Origin of the sequence: Neorickettsia helminthoeca str. Oregon (assembly GCF_000632985.1) — a bacterium.
Lineage (GTDB): Bacteria > Pseudomonadota > Alphaproteobacteria > Rickettsiales > Anaplasmataceae > Neorickettsia > Neorickettsia helminthoeca.
The window spans coordinates 346,849-361,135 of record NZ_CP007481.1; the positions used below are offsets into that span (position 1 = coordinate 346,849).

Below are 14,287 nucleotides of genomic sequence, written 5' to 3' on the forward strand. Positions count from 1 at the left end.
TACCTAACTGATTCAAATCCAGTCAGCCGTGCGAAGCAATGGTAGGTATTAACATTCGGTGTGCAGTTTGTGCTTCTCAAAGAATCTGAGCTGAGCACCGACGATGTTCGGAGCTATGACTATTCCACATAACTTATAGTCCTTTCTTAAGAGATGTGATTCCCTGATTGAGTGCCATAAAAATCCTAGCGAGAGTGGTAGCATCCCTTGTGCAAGTAGTGATAGCGGCGCTGGTAGGAACGTCGATATTTGCTGAAGTAGCATCTGGAGTAATATTGTAAGTATCAAGGTGAGCCACATTCTGTGATACAACACCCAAAGATGCGAAAAGAAAAACGCTCCAAAAGAAAAACTGGATTTTACAAATACAAGAGAACCTATATCTTGTCTGATATCGGTGATGTTATTCGGGCGGTATACGTAGAAAGACTTCATTTTATTGTTTATCCTCTTCATCAGACAGATCTGAATCCAGAGACAGATCCGAATCTAATGTCTCCAACATTTTTTCATTCATATCACCTTCCTCGACGTCAATTGATGATCTGGAGACAGTTTTTTTATGTACACCAGTTTTTTTAATAATCTCTTCCCCCCTTATCAGTGCAGACAACTCTTCACCAGTAAGTGTTTCATATTCCAATAAAGCATTTGCTATTTTGTGCAACGAATCCAAATTTTCATTCAGGATCTTAGTTGCGTTCTCCAGGGCATCGGTTATCAAGATCTTGACTTCGCTGTCAATGAGATTAGACATTTCGGTTGAAAGTGTGTGATTATCTGTTGGGTCACCATATAGCAGCGGCCCGACTTTTTTACTCATTCCCCACTTCGTAACCATCGATCTCGCTAACATAGTCGCCTGTTTTATGTCAGAAGATGCGCCACTCGTTACTTTGTCCTCACCGAAAATTATTTCCTCTGCCGCTCTTCCACCCATTGCAACGATTAGATCAGCATGCATCCTTGCTCTAGTAAAAGATACTCGATCGTGCTCAGGAAGTCTCATCACTAAACCGAGTGCTCTACCACGTGGGATTATAGTTGCTTTGTGTATCGGATCAGAGGCTTCGAGTTTCAAACTAGTTATTGCATGTCCTGCTTCGTGATATGCCGTTAGCAATTTCTCCTCATCCCTCATCACAAGGGACTTTCTTTCCATTCCCATGAGGATTTTATCTCTTGCGTACTCAAAATCCTCATTTGTTACGACCTTTCTATTTCTACGTGCTGCTATGAGCGCAGATTCATTAACTAGATTTGCGAGGTCAGCACCTGAAAACCCAGGAGTACCACGTGCTACGATTGATACATCCACATTAGGCGCTAGCGAAATCTTTTTCAAATGGACTTCGAGTATTTTTTGTCTTCCAGCTATGTCAGGAATGGAGATTGTAATCTGTCTATCGAATCTACCTGGTCTCACGAGGGCCGGATCCAAGACATCTGGTCTGTTAGTCGCTGCGATGATTATCACTCCTTCATTTGCTTCGAATCCATCCATTTCGACCAGAAGCTGATTCAGAGTCTGTTCTCTTTCATCATTTCCACCACCGAATCCAACGCCACGATGTCGCCCGACAGCATCTATCTCGTCTATGAATATTAGACATGGAGCATTCTTCTTTCCCTGATCGAACATATCTCTAACCCTGCTTGCACCTACACCTACGAACATCTCAACAAAATCGGAGCCGGAAATACTGAAAAATGGTACCTTTGCCTCGCCAGCAATCGCTTTTGCTAATAACGTCTTACCTGTTCCAGGTGGCCCTATGAGCAGACAACCTTTAGGAATTTTACCTCCAAGCTTCTGGAATTTTTTTGGTTCTCTCAAAAAGTCGACAATTTCTGCAAGTTCTTCCTTAGCTTCATCTATTCCTGCGACATCCTTAAAGGTTACTTTATTGTTTCGATCACCTAGGAGTCTTGCTTTCGATTTCCCAAAGCTCATAGTCTTGTTGCCACCTGACTGCATTTGTTTCATGAAGAAGATCCATACGCCGATCAGTAGCAGCATTGGAAACCAAGATATGAGGATGTTGAATAGTAGATTCAGAAAGCCGTCGCCTGATGCAACCTGGAAATTGACATCATTTTTCCTCAGAAATGGAACTAAATCAGGATAAGTAGTGGCTTTAGTATAAAAATGAACCCCATTCTTTAACTGTCCTGAGATATTGTAGCCATCTATTAGTATTCTCTGTACTTCTCCCTTTTCCACGAGATTCAGGAATTCGGAAAACTGGATCTTTTCATTTCTTCCTCCGAAGCCAAGATTGAGTGCAACCTGCCCGAAAAGAAGGGTGACAAAGACAATTATTCCTATCCAGAGAGAAAGATTTTCTAAGATTTTTTTCATTCAATTCTTGCAGAGAAAACGAGGTGCAGTTCCGATTATAAAATTTTTCTTGTATTTATCAATTCTAGGGAAAAGCAACCAGAATTAATCATTTTTCCAATGGAACGTAGATTTGAGAACTTTTTCCTCACATCCCGAGGAGTCTAGTTGTGAAACCCTGCGATTACTCAAAACGAGTATATTTTTGCTCGGAAAACATCAAAAAAACTTCTGACAACGTAAGTATATCATGTTATCCTATCATTTCGGTGATCTTTCTTCTTATTAAGTGAAGTTTACGTTTGGATGGCTATTAGAACACTTAGATACGAGTGTTTCCTTAGAGCAAATAATAACGGCATTGATCTCTTTAGGATTCGAGGTTGAGCGTTGTCACAGTATAGGATCTGGTTTTGTGGTTGCAAGGGTCGAGGAAGTATCTAAGCATCCGCAGGCGGACAGATTGAGGCTTTGCAGGGTCTCTGATGGAAATCAGGAATTCCAGATCGTTTGTGGTGCACAGAATGTCAGGGCGGGTCTGAAAGTTGTTCTGGCGTGTATTGGTGCAGTGATTCCATCTAATTCAATGAGCATCAAGAAGAGCAAAATCAGGGGATGTGAAAGTATGGGAATGCTTTGCTCTTCCAGGGAATTAGGTCTATCAGAGGAGGACGACGGTGGTATCCTCGAACTCGGTGATGAGTATGAAATTGGTACGGAATTCAGTATTGATCCCCTAATAGAAATCTCTGTGACTCCGAATAGGGGCGATGTCCTGAGTATTTACGGTATAGCAAGAGAATTAGCTGCTGCTGGATACGGAAGACTCATTCAGTCTAAGATCAAGTACTACCCAATTGAAACCCAAGAGACAATAAACTTTGAGATCCATTCTGCTGAGGCTTGTAGTAAATTTGCGGGGTTGTCCATAACTGGCGTGAAAAATACTGATTCACCTGAATGGCTGAGGAAAAGACTCAATAGAATAGGTATAAGATCAGTTTCGGCTTTGGTTGATATAGTGAACTATGTCATGCTCTCCTATGGTTCTCCTATGCACATCTACGATGCAGATGAAATTAAGGGCAGAAGTTTATCGATATCCGTTTCGGTTGGTGAGCGGAAGTGCAAGGCTCTCGATGGAAAAGAATATACTATCCCAGATGGCTCTATAGTAATTGAGGATCAAGTGTCGGAAGTCCACGCGATTGCGGGGATAATAGGTGCTGAAAAAAGTGAATGTACACTCTCCACAACGAACATCTTTCTAGAAGCTGCGGTCTTTAATTGTGTGAATATCGCTCTGACAAGAAGGAAGTTAAAAATTAATACAGAGTCTGCATATAGATTCGAACGTGGAGTGGATCCAGGTTTCACTGAAACTGCATTGCGTATTGCTGGATCCATGATTATAGAAGTCTGTGGCGGGAAAATGGGGGAAGTCCAAATTTGCGACTCAGGAATAAAAAGGGAAGTAGTTAAGTTTCCTATTTCTTTCTTTTCTTCGATGACTGGCATCGAAATCGAGATATCTAGAATGATTCAGATTTTAACGAATCTGGGCTTCGAAGTGACCCAAAATGGCAAAGAACTTGATGTAATTTCACCAAGTTGGAGAAATGATATTTCCACGCAGGCATGCATAGCTGAGGAGATGCTAAGGGTGCACGGGTATGACCATTTAAAAGAAAATCCGCTACCTAATAGAATACCAGTAATTTTTCGGGAATCTCTTGAAGAGAGAATCAGAGGTCTGATGATAGCTAGAGGTTTCTCAGAAGTGATAACTTGGTCATTCATGTCGGAGAGAAAATGCGCTGAAAAGGACGATCTTGTATTGATCCAAAATCCATTAGGACTGGAGTTCAATGTGATGCGACCTAGTATTATCTACAATCTACTCGATGTCGCACAAAAGAACCATAACAATGGCACGCACATCGTTAGAGTTTTTGAAATAGGTAGAGTCTATTCAAAAAATGCTGAGAATAGCGTTATTTCTGCATTGAAGTCCGGTCAGTCCTTTCAGAGGAATGTGCATGAAAAAGCTCACAGTATGGATTTCTTTGACCTTAAAGCAGATTTGGAAATGTTATTCAATTATCTCAATTTGGAAAATATTTCTTTTTCAAAAGAGGGATTGCCTACTTGGTACCATCCGGGAAAAGCTGCTGTAGTCTCCATAGCAAAACGTAGGATTGGCTTTATGGGTGAGATACATCCTGAAATTTCTTTCGGAAAGAAAATTGTTGCGTTTGAGTTATATCTAGACAGGATTGCCTATAGACAGCCTTCCAAGGAAAGTGTTTTCAGTAAGTTTCCAGTTGTGGAGAGGGATTTTTCCTTTGTTTTCGAGCTGGATAAGGATCCGTGTTGGGAGGCTCTCGAAAAAGAAGTCCGATCCATAAGTAAGTTGATTAAAGACGTCACCCTGTTCGATAGATATGAAGGTGATTTCAATGGAATGAAGAGACTTTCCTTAGCATTTCTTGTGACCATGGAAAATGACCTCCATAGTATGTCTTCTGAGGAAATAGGTGGGTTGAGTGATAAAATTATCCAATGTGTGGAAGAAAGGTTCTTCGGAACTCTGCGCGTAAGTTATAAGTAGATCGTAAAATTTAAGTGTTAATTAATGTGGATGTGATAGGTAGGAGACCCGGCACAGTTTTTTAGAGAAGGTATGGAAATAAGGCCTCAATCGCTGCGCGATAAAGCACATGTAACTATTCTGGACTTAGGTAGTGATAAATTGAGATGCATGAATTTTAATTTGATCAATTCTTCAGAATTGGAAGTCACAGGCTTCGCTGAAGTCCCCGCGGTCGGAATCAAAGGCGGAATAGCAATCAATATAGAGAAGGCAAAACGCTCGCTCCTGGGTGTCATTGAAGCAACTGAAAAAGTCTCCGATGAAGGTATAGAGGATATCTACATCATTATCTCCGATCCTAGTATTACCGGAAAGCAATACAGAGCAAAGCTCGAAGTGGATAATAAAAAAATCTCTGAAGTCGACGCCGAACTACTAAGGAAAAAGGTCGCTGAAAAAATAAGTACTCCGATAATACATATGGTTCAGCAGGAGTGCTTGATAGATGGTGTACAAGAGGTCTCCAATCCAATAGGAATGTATGGGAAATCTTTGAGTGCTTCGTTCTACGTAATAACGGGCATCAGGACAATGATGCTGAATCTCGAGAATCTTATTTCCCAGTGTAATCTTAGATTTGCAGGTTGTGCTTTTTCTCCTTATGTATCAGGTTATTCAGTCCTCTCAGAAGATGAGCGCGAAGTAGGCGCCATAATTGTCGAGATGGGCGCAGCATCTACTTCGATGGCCGTTTTTAAGTCTGGGAAAGTCCAATTTATTTCGAGTATTCCAGTCGGTGGATCACATGTGAGTAAGGATATAGCCTTCGGTTTAAATGTCGGAATATCTATCGCTGAGTCACTGAAGAAAGATTGTGCTCACTTGTTGCTGGATAGAAATAGCGAAAGTAATAGGATAGATATTTCTGGATATTCTGATCTTGTGCATCAGCAGGATGTCAGTATCAGAGAGATCGCGGATATGGCTGTTCCGCGCTTGGAAGAGATTTTCGAGATGGCTCATGAAAAAGTGAAGGACAGTAATTTTTCCACAGTTGTTCTAACAGGTGGCGGAAGTAAAATAACTCAGATCAGGCGTATTGCAGAAAAAATCTTCATGAAGAAGGTCAGAGTGCAAGGCGATTTTAGGGTGCGAGATGTCGTCTATGGATCAGAGTATAGTAGTGTCTTCGGTCTAGCAGCTATACTGAGGGATTTCCGTAAGGAAAGCATGCAAAAGAAACCTATAGGATATATAAGAAGGATATTGGAAGCTGTATCCATCAGGATAGGGTAGGCGCCACCGAGAGCTGCCTACAATAGAAGCTACACTGTACTGGGAAGATGGGGCGATCCCAGTGGAAGTTAAGTAGCTGGGTAGGTTCTGCTGGTTTCTGATTTTCTCATTGAGTCCACAGAGAAAAAGCCTGAGCCGAAAAGCACCAGAATACTAAGCGCAATAAACCAAGGATAGTACTCAGTAAACTGATTATAGGTGAGATAAACAATGGTCGTAACAACCAACATCTGGAATGACGCAAGTCTAGTCAGGAAACCAAGTCCAATGAGTAAAGCTGATACAAAATCAGTAGCCGTGGACAGAACTGCCCAGAATACGCTCCCAAACAAAGGCAACCTATACTCGTAAAGAAAGAGAAGGGATGTACTAGACCAACCAAGCACTTTCGAAAGCCCTGAGTCAATGAGGACCTTTGCCATCCATAAGCGAACCGTCAATATCAGAAGTGGAACAAAATACTCTTCCAATACTATCAGGCAGCACTTAAGAATGTTTACTAGAGGCTTCATCAAGGACTTAATTCTTAGATCTAGATAATATTCTTAGAAATGGTGCCGTAATTGTATACTATTTTTTGTTTACAGGACAAGTATGTTGCATCTAAAGAAGTTATTAGAATATCAAGTAAAAACGTCGAATAACTATTTCACATAAAACGACAAAGGTGTTAAGATTGTCTACTAAGCAAAACGTAATAGATAAATGGAAAATTATCTCTTCATAGGGCTCTTCTTTCTTGTAGCTTGCCTCATTAGTGTTATCATGCTTTTTTTGCCGTCTTTGATTGCTCCTTCCGTTTATAGTAGGCATAAAGGTGATAGCTATGAATGTGGTTTTGATAAGCTGAGTTCAACTGGTGAGAGATTCCATGTTAGATTTTACATTGTTGGGATACTTTTTATTATCTTCGATTTGGAGATAGTTTTCTTGTTTCCTTGGGCCGCTGTTGCTAGAGAGTTGGGACCAGCAGGGTTTATTTCGATGTTGATATTTCTTTCGATATTGACTGTTGGCTTTGTATATGAACTCTTGTCTGGTGCTTTGGAGTGGGAGTGAGATTTTTCTGAGGTTCTTTGGAAAATTTATCGATTTTTCCCACATCTTGGATCTTCGTTTTTGTGTTCCTCAGTGTTTGTTTATTGAGTCTTCTGTGTTTTATAGTTGGTAGTGGTGTTTGATCTGATCTTAAAAATTTACTAGAGATGCAAAATGACTTTAACAAAAATACCGCACTTCCTGAAATGAATAATAACGGCTATTTTATTGCAAAACTCGATGAGCTTGTGAATTGGGCGCGCTCGGGTTCTTTGTGGCCTATGACGTTCGGATTAGCCTGTTGTGCCGTGGAAATGATGCATTTCACCGCTAGTAGATATGATATGGATAGATTTGGTATGATTTTTAGACCTAGTCCAAGGCAATCTGATGTTATGATCGTAGCTGGTACACTGACTAATAAGATGGCACCTGCCTTGCGTAGAGTGTATGATCAAATGGCAGAACCGAAGTATGTTATTTCGATGGGTAGTTGTGCTAATGGTGGTGGATATTATCATTACTCCTATTCTGTGGTGAGGGGATGTGATAGAATCATCCCAGTTGATGTTTATGTTCCCGGTTGCCCGCCTACGGCTGAAGCTCTTCTGTATGGAGTTCTTTGCTTGCAGAAAAAAATTGGGCGGCAGCGGAATATTGTTCGTAGGTGAGGTATAGTGAGCGATAGTGTAGCCTTTGATCCAAGGGAAATAGATAAACTCATCGATGAATCTGATCCTGCTGTTCTAGGTATCTGTTCGGATTCCTTGATGGAGGTCCTTGGGTATGTGTCTTCTTTAGGGTTCACTCTTCTTGTGGATGTCTTTGGTGTCGATTATCCTGAACGTGAAAAGAGGATAGAGCTCATCTACATATTGCTTGACATGAAGCAAAATAGAAGGTGTCATGTGAAATTAGCAGTTGATCCTGCTTTAGAGAAGGTTCCGACTTGTTGTGGCATCTTTCGGGCCGCAGATTGGTTTGAGAGGGAGGTATATGACATGTATGGTGTTATTTTCTCTGATCATCCAAGGCTCGAAAGAATCCTAACTGATTACGGGTTTGAAGGATTCCCAATGTTGAAAGATTTTCCACTTACTGGGTATAAAGAAGTGAGGTATGATCTTGAGACTAAAAAGGTTGTCTATGAAGATGTGAATCTTCCACAGGAGTATAGGTCTTTCGATTTTCTTACTCCGTGGGAGGGGACAAAGTACGTAGATGAGATGTCGGGCGAGAAAAAAGATTAGTGCTGTGCCCTTGTGGCGGAATGGTAGACGCGGCAGACTCAAAATCTGCTGTCCTTGCGGATGTGCTGGTTCGAATCCAGTCAAGGGTATTTTTCTTTTGTTCCCATGGGGACTTTTAGTGTTTGATGTTTACTTAGCTTAGTAAATGAGGGTAGCTATCAATGGATTTGGTCGCATAGGTAGAGCTGTGTTGCGGATACTTATGGGCTCCAACCGCGGTGACGTGGAAATTGTTGCAGTGAATACTCCGGGTTCAATAGAGAATTGTGTTCACCTCTTGAAGTATGATTCTGTTTATGGACGTTTCCCGTGTGCTGTTTCCTATGCTAGTGAGGATGTTGTTTTACTCGAAGGTGCGCCAGTTCGTTTTTCACGTGAGCTGGATATTTCTTTGCTAGATTGGGGAAAGCTAAATGTCGATCTGGTTTTGGAATGTAGCGGTGTTTTTAATTCTTATGAGAGAGCGTCTGGGCATCTGAGAGCTGGTGCTAAATTCGTCTTGGTGTCTGCACCGGTGCCGGATGCTGATGCAACGATAATCTATGGTGTTAATCAGGATATTTTGAAGCCTTCTGATAGGATCATTTCGGTTGGATCGTGTACGACAAATTGCCTTGCTCCTTTGATAGACGTCATTCACAAGGGTTTTGGCGTGAGTAGTGCATTTATGACTACTATACACTCGTACACCAATGATCAGAATGTCGTGGATAATAATCATAAAGATCTACGTCGTGCCAGAGCGTGTGCAATGTCGATAATACCTACCACCACTGGGGCAGCGAAGACGATAGGAAAAATATTCCCGGAATTGTCTGGTAAGGTCGATGGAATTGCTATGCGGGTCCCTACACCGAACGTATCTATGGTCGACTTGACCCTCAATACAGAGCGTGATGTCAGTGTCAAAGTGGTGAATAATGCCTTTATTAATGCTGCGTCTTCCTACTTAAAAGGGGTACTCAGTACATGTGACGAACCATTGGTTTCGGTGGATTTCAATGGAGATCCGCATAGCGCAGTCGTCGATCTGACAGGAACATATGTCGTATGTAATAGAATGCTTCGTCTTGGAGCTTGGTATGATAATGAAGTTGGCTTTTCCTCGAGGATGATTGATATAGCTAGAATGATTCGCCAAAGAATATACTAGGGATTAGAATTGTTCCAGAGAGAATCCGTATTGGTCGGTGTATTGAGTAAATGATTGGCATAGACAAAGTCCGCAGTTGCAGGGTTATTCTAAGAGTCGATTTCAACGTTCCAGTGACTGCTGATGGAGTAATAAATGATTTCTCCAGAATTGCTGTAGCCCTTCCAACAATAGAATTACTTCTGAAGAATAATTGTAGTGTTCTTCTACTTTCCCATTTTGGAAAGCCAGACTCGGGATCGAAAAGTACATTCTCTTTCAACAGAATTATTGAGCAAATCCGTGAATTTAGTCGCCTGGACATTCGTCTAATCCAATCTGAATATCTGGATAATGCATCGACTTTAAAACTCAGGGAAGTAGCCCTACTAGAGAATATAAGGTTCTTTGATGGCGAAGTCAGTAATGATCCCGAATTTGCGAGACGTCTTGCTCAATATGGGGACGTATACATCAATGATGCATTCTCGGTTTCTCATAGGGAGCATGCATCTGTTGTGGGAATCCCTAATTATCTTCCGTCTACTACGGGATTGGCTTTTGCGCAGGAATATAGTGCGCTTGACAGTATCGCCTCGAAAGATTCTGCAGCAATTATAGGTGGAAGTAAAATCTCCACGAAACTTCCATTAATAAAAGGGTTACTGAAAAAAGTCGGCACTGTGATACTTGGGGGTGCTCTAGTAAACGTCGTGCTAAAATCCAGAGGATATGAAATAGGTCGCTCGCTATGTGAAGGTGTCCATTGCGATATTAGCTTAGAGAATCTATTTATCCCATTCGATTTTATTACTTCCTCTGGGGTTGAAGATGAGAATTATCATATCGTAGATGCAAGGTTCGTACCAAAACATGAAATGATGCTTGATGTCGGTCCCGCGTCCCTGATCGCTATAAAGACAATCCTCGGAAGATATAAAAAAATTTTGTGGAATGGCCCTATCGGTGCTTTTGAGGTAAAACCTTTCGATAGTGGGACAATCGAGTTGGGTAATTATATTTCCTTTCTCACTAGGAATTCTGGTGTCATGAGTGTCATAGGTGGAGGTGATACGTTAGCAGCTATCAAACTTATTCAGGACCCTTGTTTTTCATATATCTCGACTTCTGGTGGCGCTTTCCTCAAGTTCCAGGAGGAAGGTACTCTGCCAGGGATAGAAGCGATAAAATCCAGGCAATTCTAAGAAACTCCTGAGGTGTTTGTGAGATCACAGCTGAAGATTATTGCGCTGTATTTTTCAAGACAGGCTAGTTTCTGTGAAGTTCATGTTGTAATTGGGGGCTCCAATTAGCTGAAGTCATATTTGCTCGTATCCACATTGTATTTTTTTCTTGTGAGGGCGAGCATTATTCCTATCGCCATGCCTGAGGATATCATCGATGAACCGCCATAGCTGATGAATGGTAATGTCATGCCTTTTGTTGGTATGAGATTGAGATTTACACTGATATTAATCAAACATTGTGCACCCAGATAGGAGATGATTCCCATGCCTGCTAACATCGAGAACTCATTCTCCAAATCAGAGATTTTCGAGAGATTTGTGATAATCAGAAGTAGATAGAGTATTACAATACTCAGCGTCAGCACCAATCCGAACTCCTCTCCTGCAACTGAGAAGATAAAATCAGTGTGAGCATCAGGTAAATGCATTTTCACCTTGCCCTCAGAAGGGCCAACACCTAGTAAGCCTCCCCTAGCAAGTGATTCTGTTGCTTTCTGCACCTGGAAATTATTCTCACCTTTGGAGTTGAAAAAATTATCGACTCGATACTTGACGTGTGGTATGGTCAGGTAAGATGTCAACACAATGATGGAAAAAATACTCATAAAAACTGGAATCAGAAAGATTGTTGTTCGTGAAAGAAATATTATTGAGAAAAATATAATACTTACTGTCACGAACATACCAAAGTCCGGTTGCAGAAGCAGAAGTAATGTGATTCCTAAATAACAGAAGGACGCGTAAAGACAATTCCTCGGATTATTTGATAGGATCCAGGCGCAGAACACCGAAAATGTTGGCTTGATAAATTCAGAGGGTTGTAGTGAAAAGCCCACAATGCTGATCCATCGCTTTGCGCCTTTGATGTTTGTGCTTTTCAGAAGTGTGACGAACGTGAGAATAATCATTACTCCCAGAAAAAAGGTGCAGAGAATTTTGAGTTCCTGCGTTGAAAGACAGGAGAAAAATACAATCATCGAGTATCCAAGAATGATATTCAGTGTGTGATTGTGTATGAACTGGTAGTGATTGATGAAGCCTATTTTCATTGCTATCGCAGGACTCGCAGATGCAATAAGACTCATCCCAATTATGATGAGAATCGATACAATAAGCAGAGTCACCTTGTCTATACTCCTGAACCAGATTAAGATTGCATTTCTTCTTGACATCTCTAGATATTCGGGAGTTTGAATTTCACATTTTCCCCTTTGAACACGAAATCTGAGGACTCAGTACAGTCGAAGTTGTTCTTTAAAAATTCGACGAGTTCCTGAACCAGTAAATCCGGCGCAGAAGCACCTGAACTTATACCTATCCTGTTTACCCCTTCAAACCAGTGAGCTTCGGCTTCTTTGTAGTTGTCTATGAGGAAAGCTTTCGGACATATTTCCCTTGAAACTCTCATTAAATTGTTCGAGTTGGAGCTATTCTTCGAGCCAACTATTAACATCAGATCCACCTCTTTTGCGAGCGCTTTCACTGCATCTTGTCTATTTTGTGTTGCGTAGCATATATCCGATCTTCCCACTATATTTGGGAATTTTCTCTTCAGTGCGTTTACCATCACCGACACGTGATCACAAGATAGAGTGCTCTGAGTCACGTACGCTAATTTTCCTTCTAGATCATCGAGTTTTTCTATATCCTCAAGTTTTTCTAGGATGTAGGTCCTTGCCTTAACTCTTCCTGCAGTACCCATGACTTCTGCATGATTTCTGTTTCCTATAATCAGAACAGTGAAATTTTCTTTTTCATAGGCTTGTGCCTCTCTGTGGATCTTTAGGACCAAAGGGCAACTTGCATCTATGAGTATCAGATCCATGGATTTGGCATGATCTTCGACTTCGCTTGAGACACCGTGAGCATTGAGGATAAGTACTGAGTTTGCTTCTGCTTCATTGACGTTTTCTATGAACACTACCCCCCTAGCCTTAAAGTCCTGGATTACTCTAGTGTTATGAACTATCTCATGGTGTACGAATATTTTTTTTTCTGGATAACGGTCGATAGCAATATCAACTGTATTTACAGCCCTCTCTACACCAGCACAGAAGCCTCTAGGTGCAGCAATTAATATTTCCATGTATTTTGTAATTATTTAACTAGTATTGCCATGTTTGTGAAGTAGCATCCTATTTATTCCGCGTCAATGTAGCTTATAGACGTCTATGAAGGGATTTTGATATACTGGCTGTTGTGAGCTCTCTTAAATGATTTACTCAGCATGGCAGACCTATCTTGAAATATCAATTGACTCGTCAGTTGTGGAATTCAAGGAGTGTCTGTATGACGCTCAGTGGACTTCTCTAATGCGTGCAGTGATAGGAAAGGTTGCCTGGTGATTGAGTGACTTAGTTTAGAATCTTCTCTGAAATGAAAAAACTTGAATTAGTGTTATCGCAGTTTGATCGTGGACTAATTTCCCAGTACGGTGGTGCGAAGTTCTTGATTTATTATCACTGGAAAAGAATCACGAATGAGGAGGAAATTCTTAAAAGAGTCTCGATCAAAAAGATTTTGTATGCTGTTGGTGGACAAATTACGGTGTACGTGTGCGCCGAAAATCCTGGAGTTTCGCTGAAGCTACATTACCGTTTTCAAGAGTTGGTGGAGCGGGTAAAATTACATACCAAGATTGGTGCCGAGATTAAGATGGTATTGACGCGATGATATTGATAACAAGAGCGATAGAGGATGCACTACCTTTACAGGAAGAATTGGCTAAATTGAACATAGAAAGTCATATAGAATCACTTTTTAATCTGCAGCCATTAAGTTTCGACTGTAGTATATTGGTTGGTGCAAGGATTGTTGTGACCAGTAAAAATGCAATCAGAGCGCTTAGTCTCCTGGACGCGAGTAAGGATCTAAACATCTATACAATGACTGATAATATTGCAAAGTTTGCAAAGGATCTTGAGTTTTTCAATGTTTCTTCATGCGGCTGCAATACAGTAGAAGAGTTAGAAAAGCATATAATCTCCACCTTCGATAAAAGTAATAGATTTATTTATTTATCGGGAATGGAGATTACCAGAGATATAGTATTCATTTGTAATGCTTATGGGTTTACCTTCGAGCGGCTCATCTGTTACAAGATGAATGCACGTGAGAAGTTCTCTGAGGTTTTGGTTGAGCTGTTGAGAACCGCTCGTGTTAAGTGTATCTCCATATTTTCAAGGCGTGCAGCTGTTGTATGTCGATCCTTGCTTACTGATTATCGATTCGAACCTAATCTTTTTCACTACTTCCTTATGAGTAATAGAGTTGCCTCAGTTTTAGACTATCCTAATATTCATGTTCCGCCATTTCCAACTCAGAGCGCACTTATTGATATAATAAGGAATCATTATTACACTGAGCAGGAAAATTGAACTATTTAGTCGC

15 protein-coding genes and 1 tRNA gene are annotated in these 14,287 nt (G+C 41.0%); 11 read left to right on the plus strand and 5 right to left on the minus strand.

Going from position 1 to position 14,287, the window contains the following annotated elements:
• Positions 1-48 precede the first annotated feature (48 nt).
• Positions 49-456, minus strand: coding sequence for a DUF2628 domain-containing protein (locus NHE_RS01755; protein WP_051579561.1), 408 nt, complete (start codon positions 454-456; stop codon positions 49-51).
• Positions 437-2,362, minus strand: coding sequence for an ATP-dependent zinc metalloprotease FtsH (ftsH, locus tag NHE_RS01760; RefSeq protein WP_038559334.1), 1,926 nt, complete (start codon positions 2,360-2,362; stop codon positions 437-439). The genes NHE_RS01755 and ftsH overlap by 20 nt, the downstream gene beginning before the upstream one ends.
• Before the next feature lie 268 nt (positions 2,363-2,630).
• On the opposite strand from ftsH, the gene pheT reads away from it, so the two are divergent.
• Together pheT and ftsA are read left to right on the plus strand one after the other, a co-directional pair.
• A complete protein-coding gene (gene pheT, locus NHE_RS01765) occupies positions 2,631-4,952 on the plus strand; it encodes a phenylalanine--tRNA ligase subunit beta (protein ID WP_038559337.1) in 2,322 nt (773 codons plus the stop codon).
• A gap of 72 nt (positions 4,953-5,024) precedes the next feature.
• Complete coding sequence (ftsA, locus tag NHE_RS01770; RefSeq protein WP_038559339.1) at positions 5,025-6,230, plus strand: cell division protein FtsA; 1,206 nt, start codon at positions 5,025-5,027, stop codon at positions 6,228-6,230.
• 68 nt (positions 6,231-6,298) lie between these two features.
• On the opposite strand, the gene NHE_RS01775 is transcribed toward ftsA, so the two are convergent.
• The gene (locus tag NHE_RS01775) at positions 6,299-6,742 is read right to left on the minus strand and encodes a DoxX family protein (protein ID WP_051579564.1); all 444 of its coding nucleotides are present in this window, start codon (positions 6,740-6,742) and stop codon (positions 6,299-6,301) included.
• Between the two features lie 193 nt (positions 6,743-6,935).
• Between NHE_RS01775 and NHE_RS01780 the strand changes: the two genes are divergently transcribed.
• The 6 genes from NHE_RS01780 (at position 6,936) to NHE_RS01805 (ending at position 10,855) form a co-directional block, all read left to right on the plus strand.
• Positions 6,936-7,289 carry an NADH-quinone oxidoreductase subunit A gene (locus tag NHE_RS01780; RefSeq protein ID WP_038559342.1) on the plus strand — a complete coding sequence of 118 codons (354 nt, stop codon included), beginning with the start codon at positions 6,936-6,938 and terminating at the stop codon, positions 7,287-7,289.
• Between the two features lie 146 nt (positions 7,290-7,435).
• Positions 7,436-7,939, plus strand: a complete 504-nt coding sequence (locus tag NHE_RS01785; RefSeq protein ID WP_038559344.1) for a NuoB/complex I 20 kDa subunit family protein — start codon at positions 7,436-7,438, stop codon at positions 7,937-7,939.
• 6 nt (positions 7,940-7,945) lie between these two features.
• Positions 7,946-8,518, plus strand: a complete 573-nt coding sequence (locus NHE_RS01790) for a complex I 30 kDa subunit family protein (protein ID WP_051579566.1) — start codon at positions 7,946-7,948, stop codon at positions 8,516-8,518.
• A 6-nt stretch (positions 8,519-8,524) separates the two neighbouring features.
• Positions 8,525-8,607: transfer RNA gene (locus tag NHE_RS01795), tRNA-Leu, on the plus strand.
• Between the two features lie 56 nt (positions 8,608-8,663).
• A complete protein-coding gene (gene gap, locus NHE_RS01800; protein ID WP_038559347.1) occupies positions 8,664-9,671 on the plus strand; it encodes a type I glyceraldehyde-3-phosphate dehydrogenase in 1,008 nt (335 codons plus the stop codon).
• A 50-nt stretch (positions 9,672-9,721) separates the two neighbouring features.
• Positions 9,722-10,855: a phosphoglycerate kinase gene (locus tag NHE_RS01805; protein ID WP_038559349.1), complete on the plus strand. Its 1,134-nt coding sequence runs from the start codon at positions 9,722-9,724 to the stop codon at positions 10,853-10,855.
• Positions 10,856-10,959: 104 nt separating this feature from the next.
• Here the strand turns inward: NHE_RS01805 and NHE_RS01810 are convergent, their stop codons facing one another.
• Both NHE_RS01810 and ispH read right to left on the minus strand, forming a co-directional pair.
• A complete protein-coding gene (locus NHE_RS01810; protein WP_038559352.1) occupies positions 10,960-12,069 on the minus strand; it encodes an FtsW/RodA/SpoVE family cell cycle protein in 1,110 nt (369 codons plus the stop codon).
• Positions 12,070-12,071: 2 nt separating this feature from the next.
• Positions 12,072-12,983, minus strand: a complete 912-nt coding sequence (gene ispH, locus NHE_RS01815) for a 4-hydroxy-3-methylbut-2-enyl diphosphate reductase (protein ID WP_038559354.1) — start codon at positions 12,981-12,983, stop codon at positions 12,072-12,074.
• A gap of 127 nt (positions 12,984-13,110) precedes the next feature.
• Between ispH and NHE_RS04510 the strand changes: the two genes are divergently transcribed.
• From NHE_RS04510 to NHE_RS01825, 3 genes are read left to right on the plus strand one after another with little or no spacing between them, the layout of a single operon-like run.
• On the plus strand, positions 13,111-13,242 hold the full coding sequence (locus tag NHE_RS04510; protein WP_269479143.1) for a hypothetical protein: 132 nt from the start codon (positions 13,111-13,113) through the stop codon (positions 13,240-13,242).
• A 31-nt stretch (positions 13,243-13,273) separates the two neighbouring features.
• Entirely contained in the window at positions 13,274-13,570 is a 297-nt protein-coding gene (locus tag NHE_RS01820; protein WP_038559357.1) for a hypothetical protein, read from the plus strand.
• On the plus strand, positions 13,567-14,274 hold the full coding sequence (locus NHE_RS01825) for a uroporphyrinogen-III synthase (RefSeq protein WP_038559359.1): 708 nt from the start codon (positions 13,567-13,569) through the stop codon (positions 14,272-14,274). The genes NHE_RS01820 and NHE_RS01825 overlap by 4 nt, the downstream gene beginning before the upstream one ends.
• Positions 14,275-14,287: the final 13 nt, after the last annotated feature.

Excerpts from the sequence above, each read along its gene's own strand:
- NHE_RS04510 (WP_269479143.1), top strand. The coding sequence starts at position 13,111 with ATGATTTACTCAGCATGGCAGACCTATCTTGAAATATCAATTGACTCG.
- ispH (WP_038559354.1), bottom strand. The coding sequence starts at position 12,983 with ATGGAAATATTAATTGCTGCACCTAGAGGCTTCTGTGCTGGTGTAGAG.
- NHE_RS01820 (WP_038559357.1), top strand. The coding sequence starts at position 13,274 with ATGAAAAAACTTGAATTAGTGTTATCGCAGTTTGATCGTGGACTAATT.
- ftsA (WP_038559339.1), top strand. The coding sequence starts at position 5,025 with ATGGAAATAAGGCCTCAATCGCTGCGCGATAAAGCACATGTAACTATT.
- NHE_RS01825 (WP_038559359.1), top strand. The coding sequence starts at position 13,567 with ATGATATTGATAACAAGAGCGATAGAGGATGCACTACCTTTACAGGAA.
- NHE_RS01755 (WP_051579561.1), bottom strand. The coding sequence starts at position 456 with ATGAAGAGGATAAACAATAAAATGAAGTCTTTCTACGTATACCGCCCG.
- NHE_RS01775 (WP_051579564.1), bottom strand. The coding sequence starts at position 6,742 with ATGAAGCCTCTAGTAAACATTCTTAAGTGCTGCCTGATAGTATTGGAA.
- NHE_RS01785 (WP_038559344.1), top strand. The coding sequence starts at position 7,436 with ATGCAAAATGACTTTAACAAAAATACCGCACTTCCTGAAATGAATAAT.
- NHE_RS01805 (WP_038559349.1), top strand. The coding sequence starts at position 9,722 with ATGATTGGCATAGACAAAGTCCGCAGTTGCAGGGTTATTCTAAGAGTC.
- NHE_RS01810 (WP_038559352.1), bottom strand. The coding sequence starts at position 12,069 with ATGTCAAGAAGAAATGCAATCTTAATCTGGTTCAGGAGTATAGACAAG.
- gap (WP_038559347.1), top strand. The coding sequence starts at position 8,664 with ATGAGGGTAGCTATCAATGGATTTGGTCGCATAGGTAGAGCTGTGTTG.
- NHE_RS01780 (WP_038559342.1), top strand. The coding sequence starts at position 6,936 with ATGGAAAATTATCTCTTCATAGGGCTCTTCTTTCTTGTAGCTTGCCTC.
- ftsH (WP_038559334.1), bottom strand. The coding sequence starts at position 2,362 with ATGAAAAAAATCTTAGAAAATCTTTCTCTCTGGATAGGAATAATTGTC.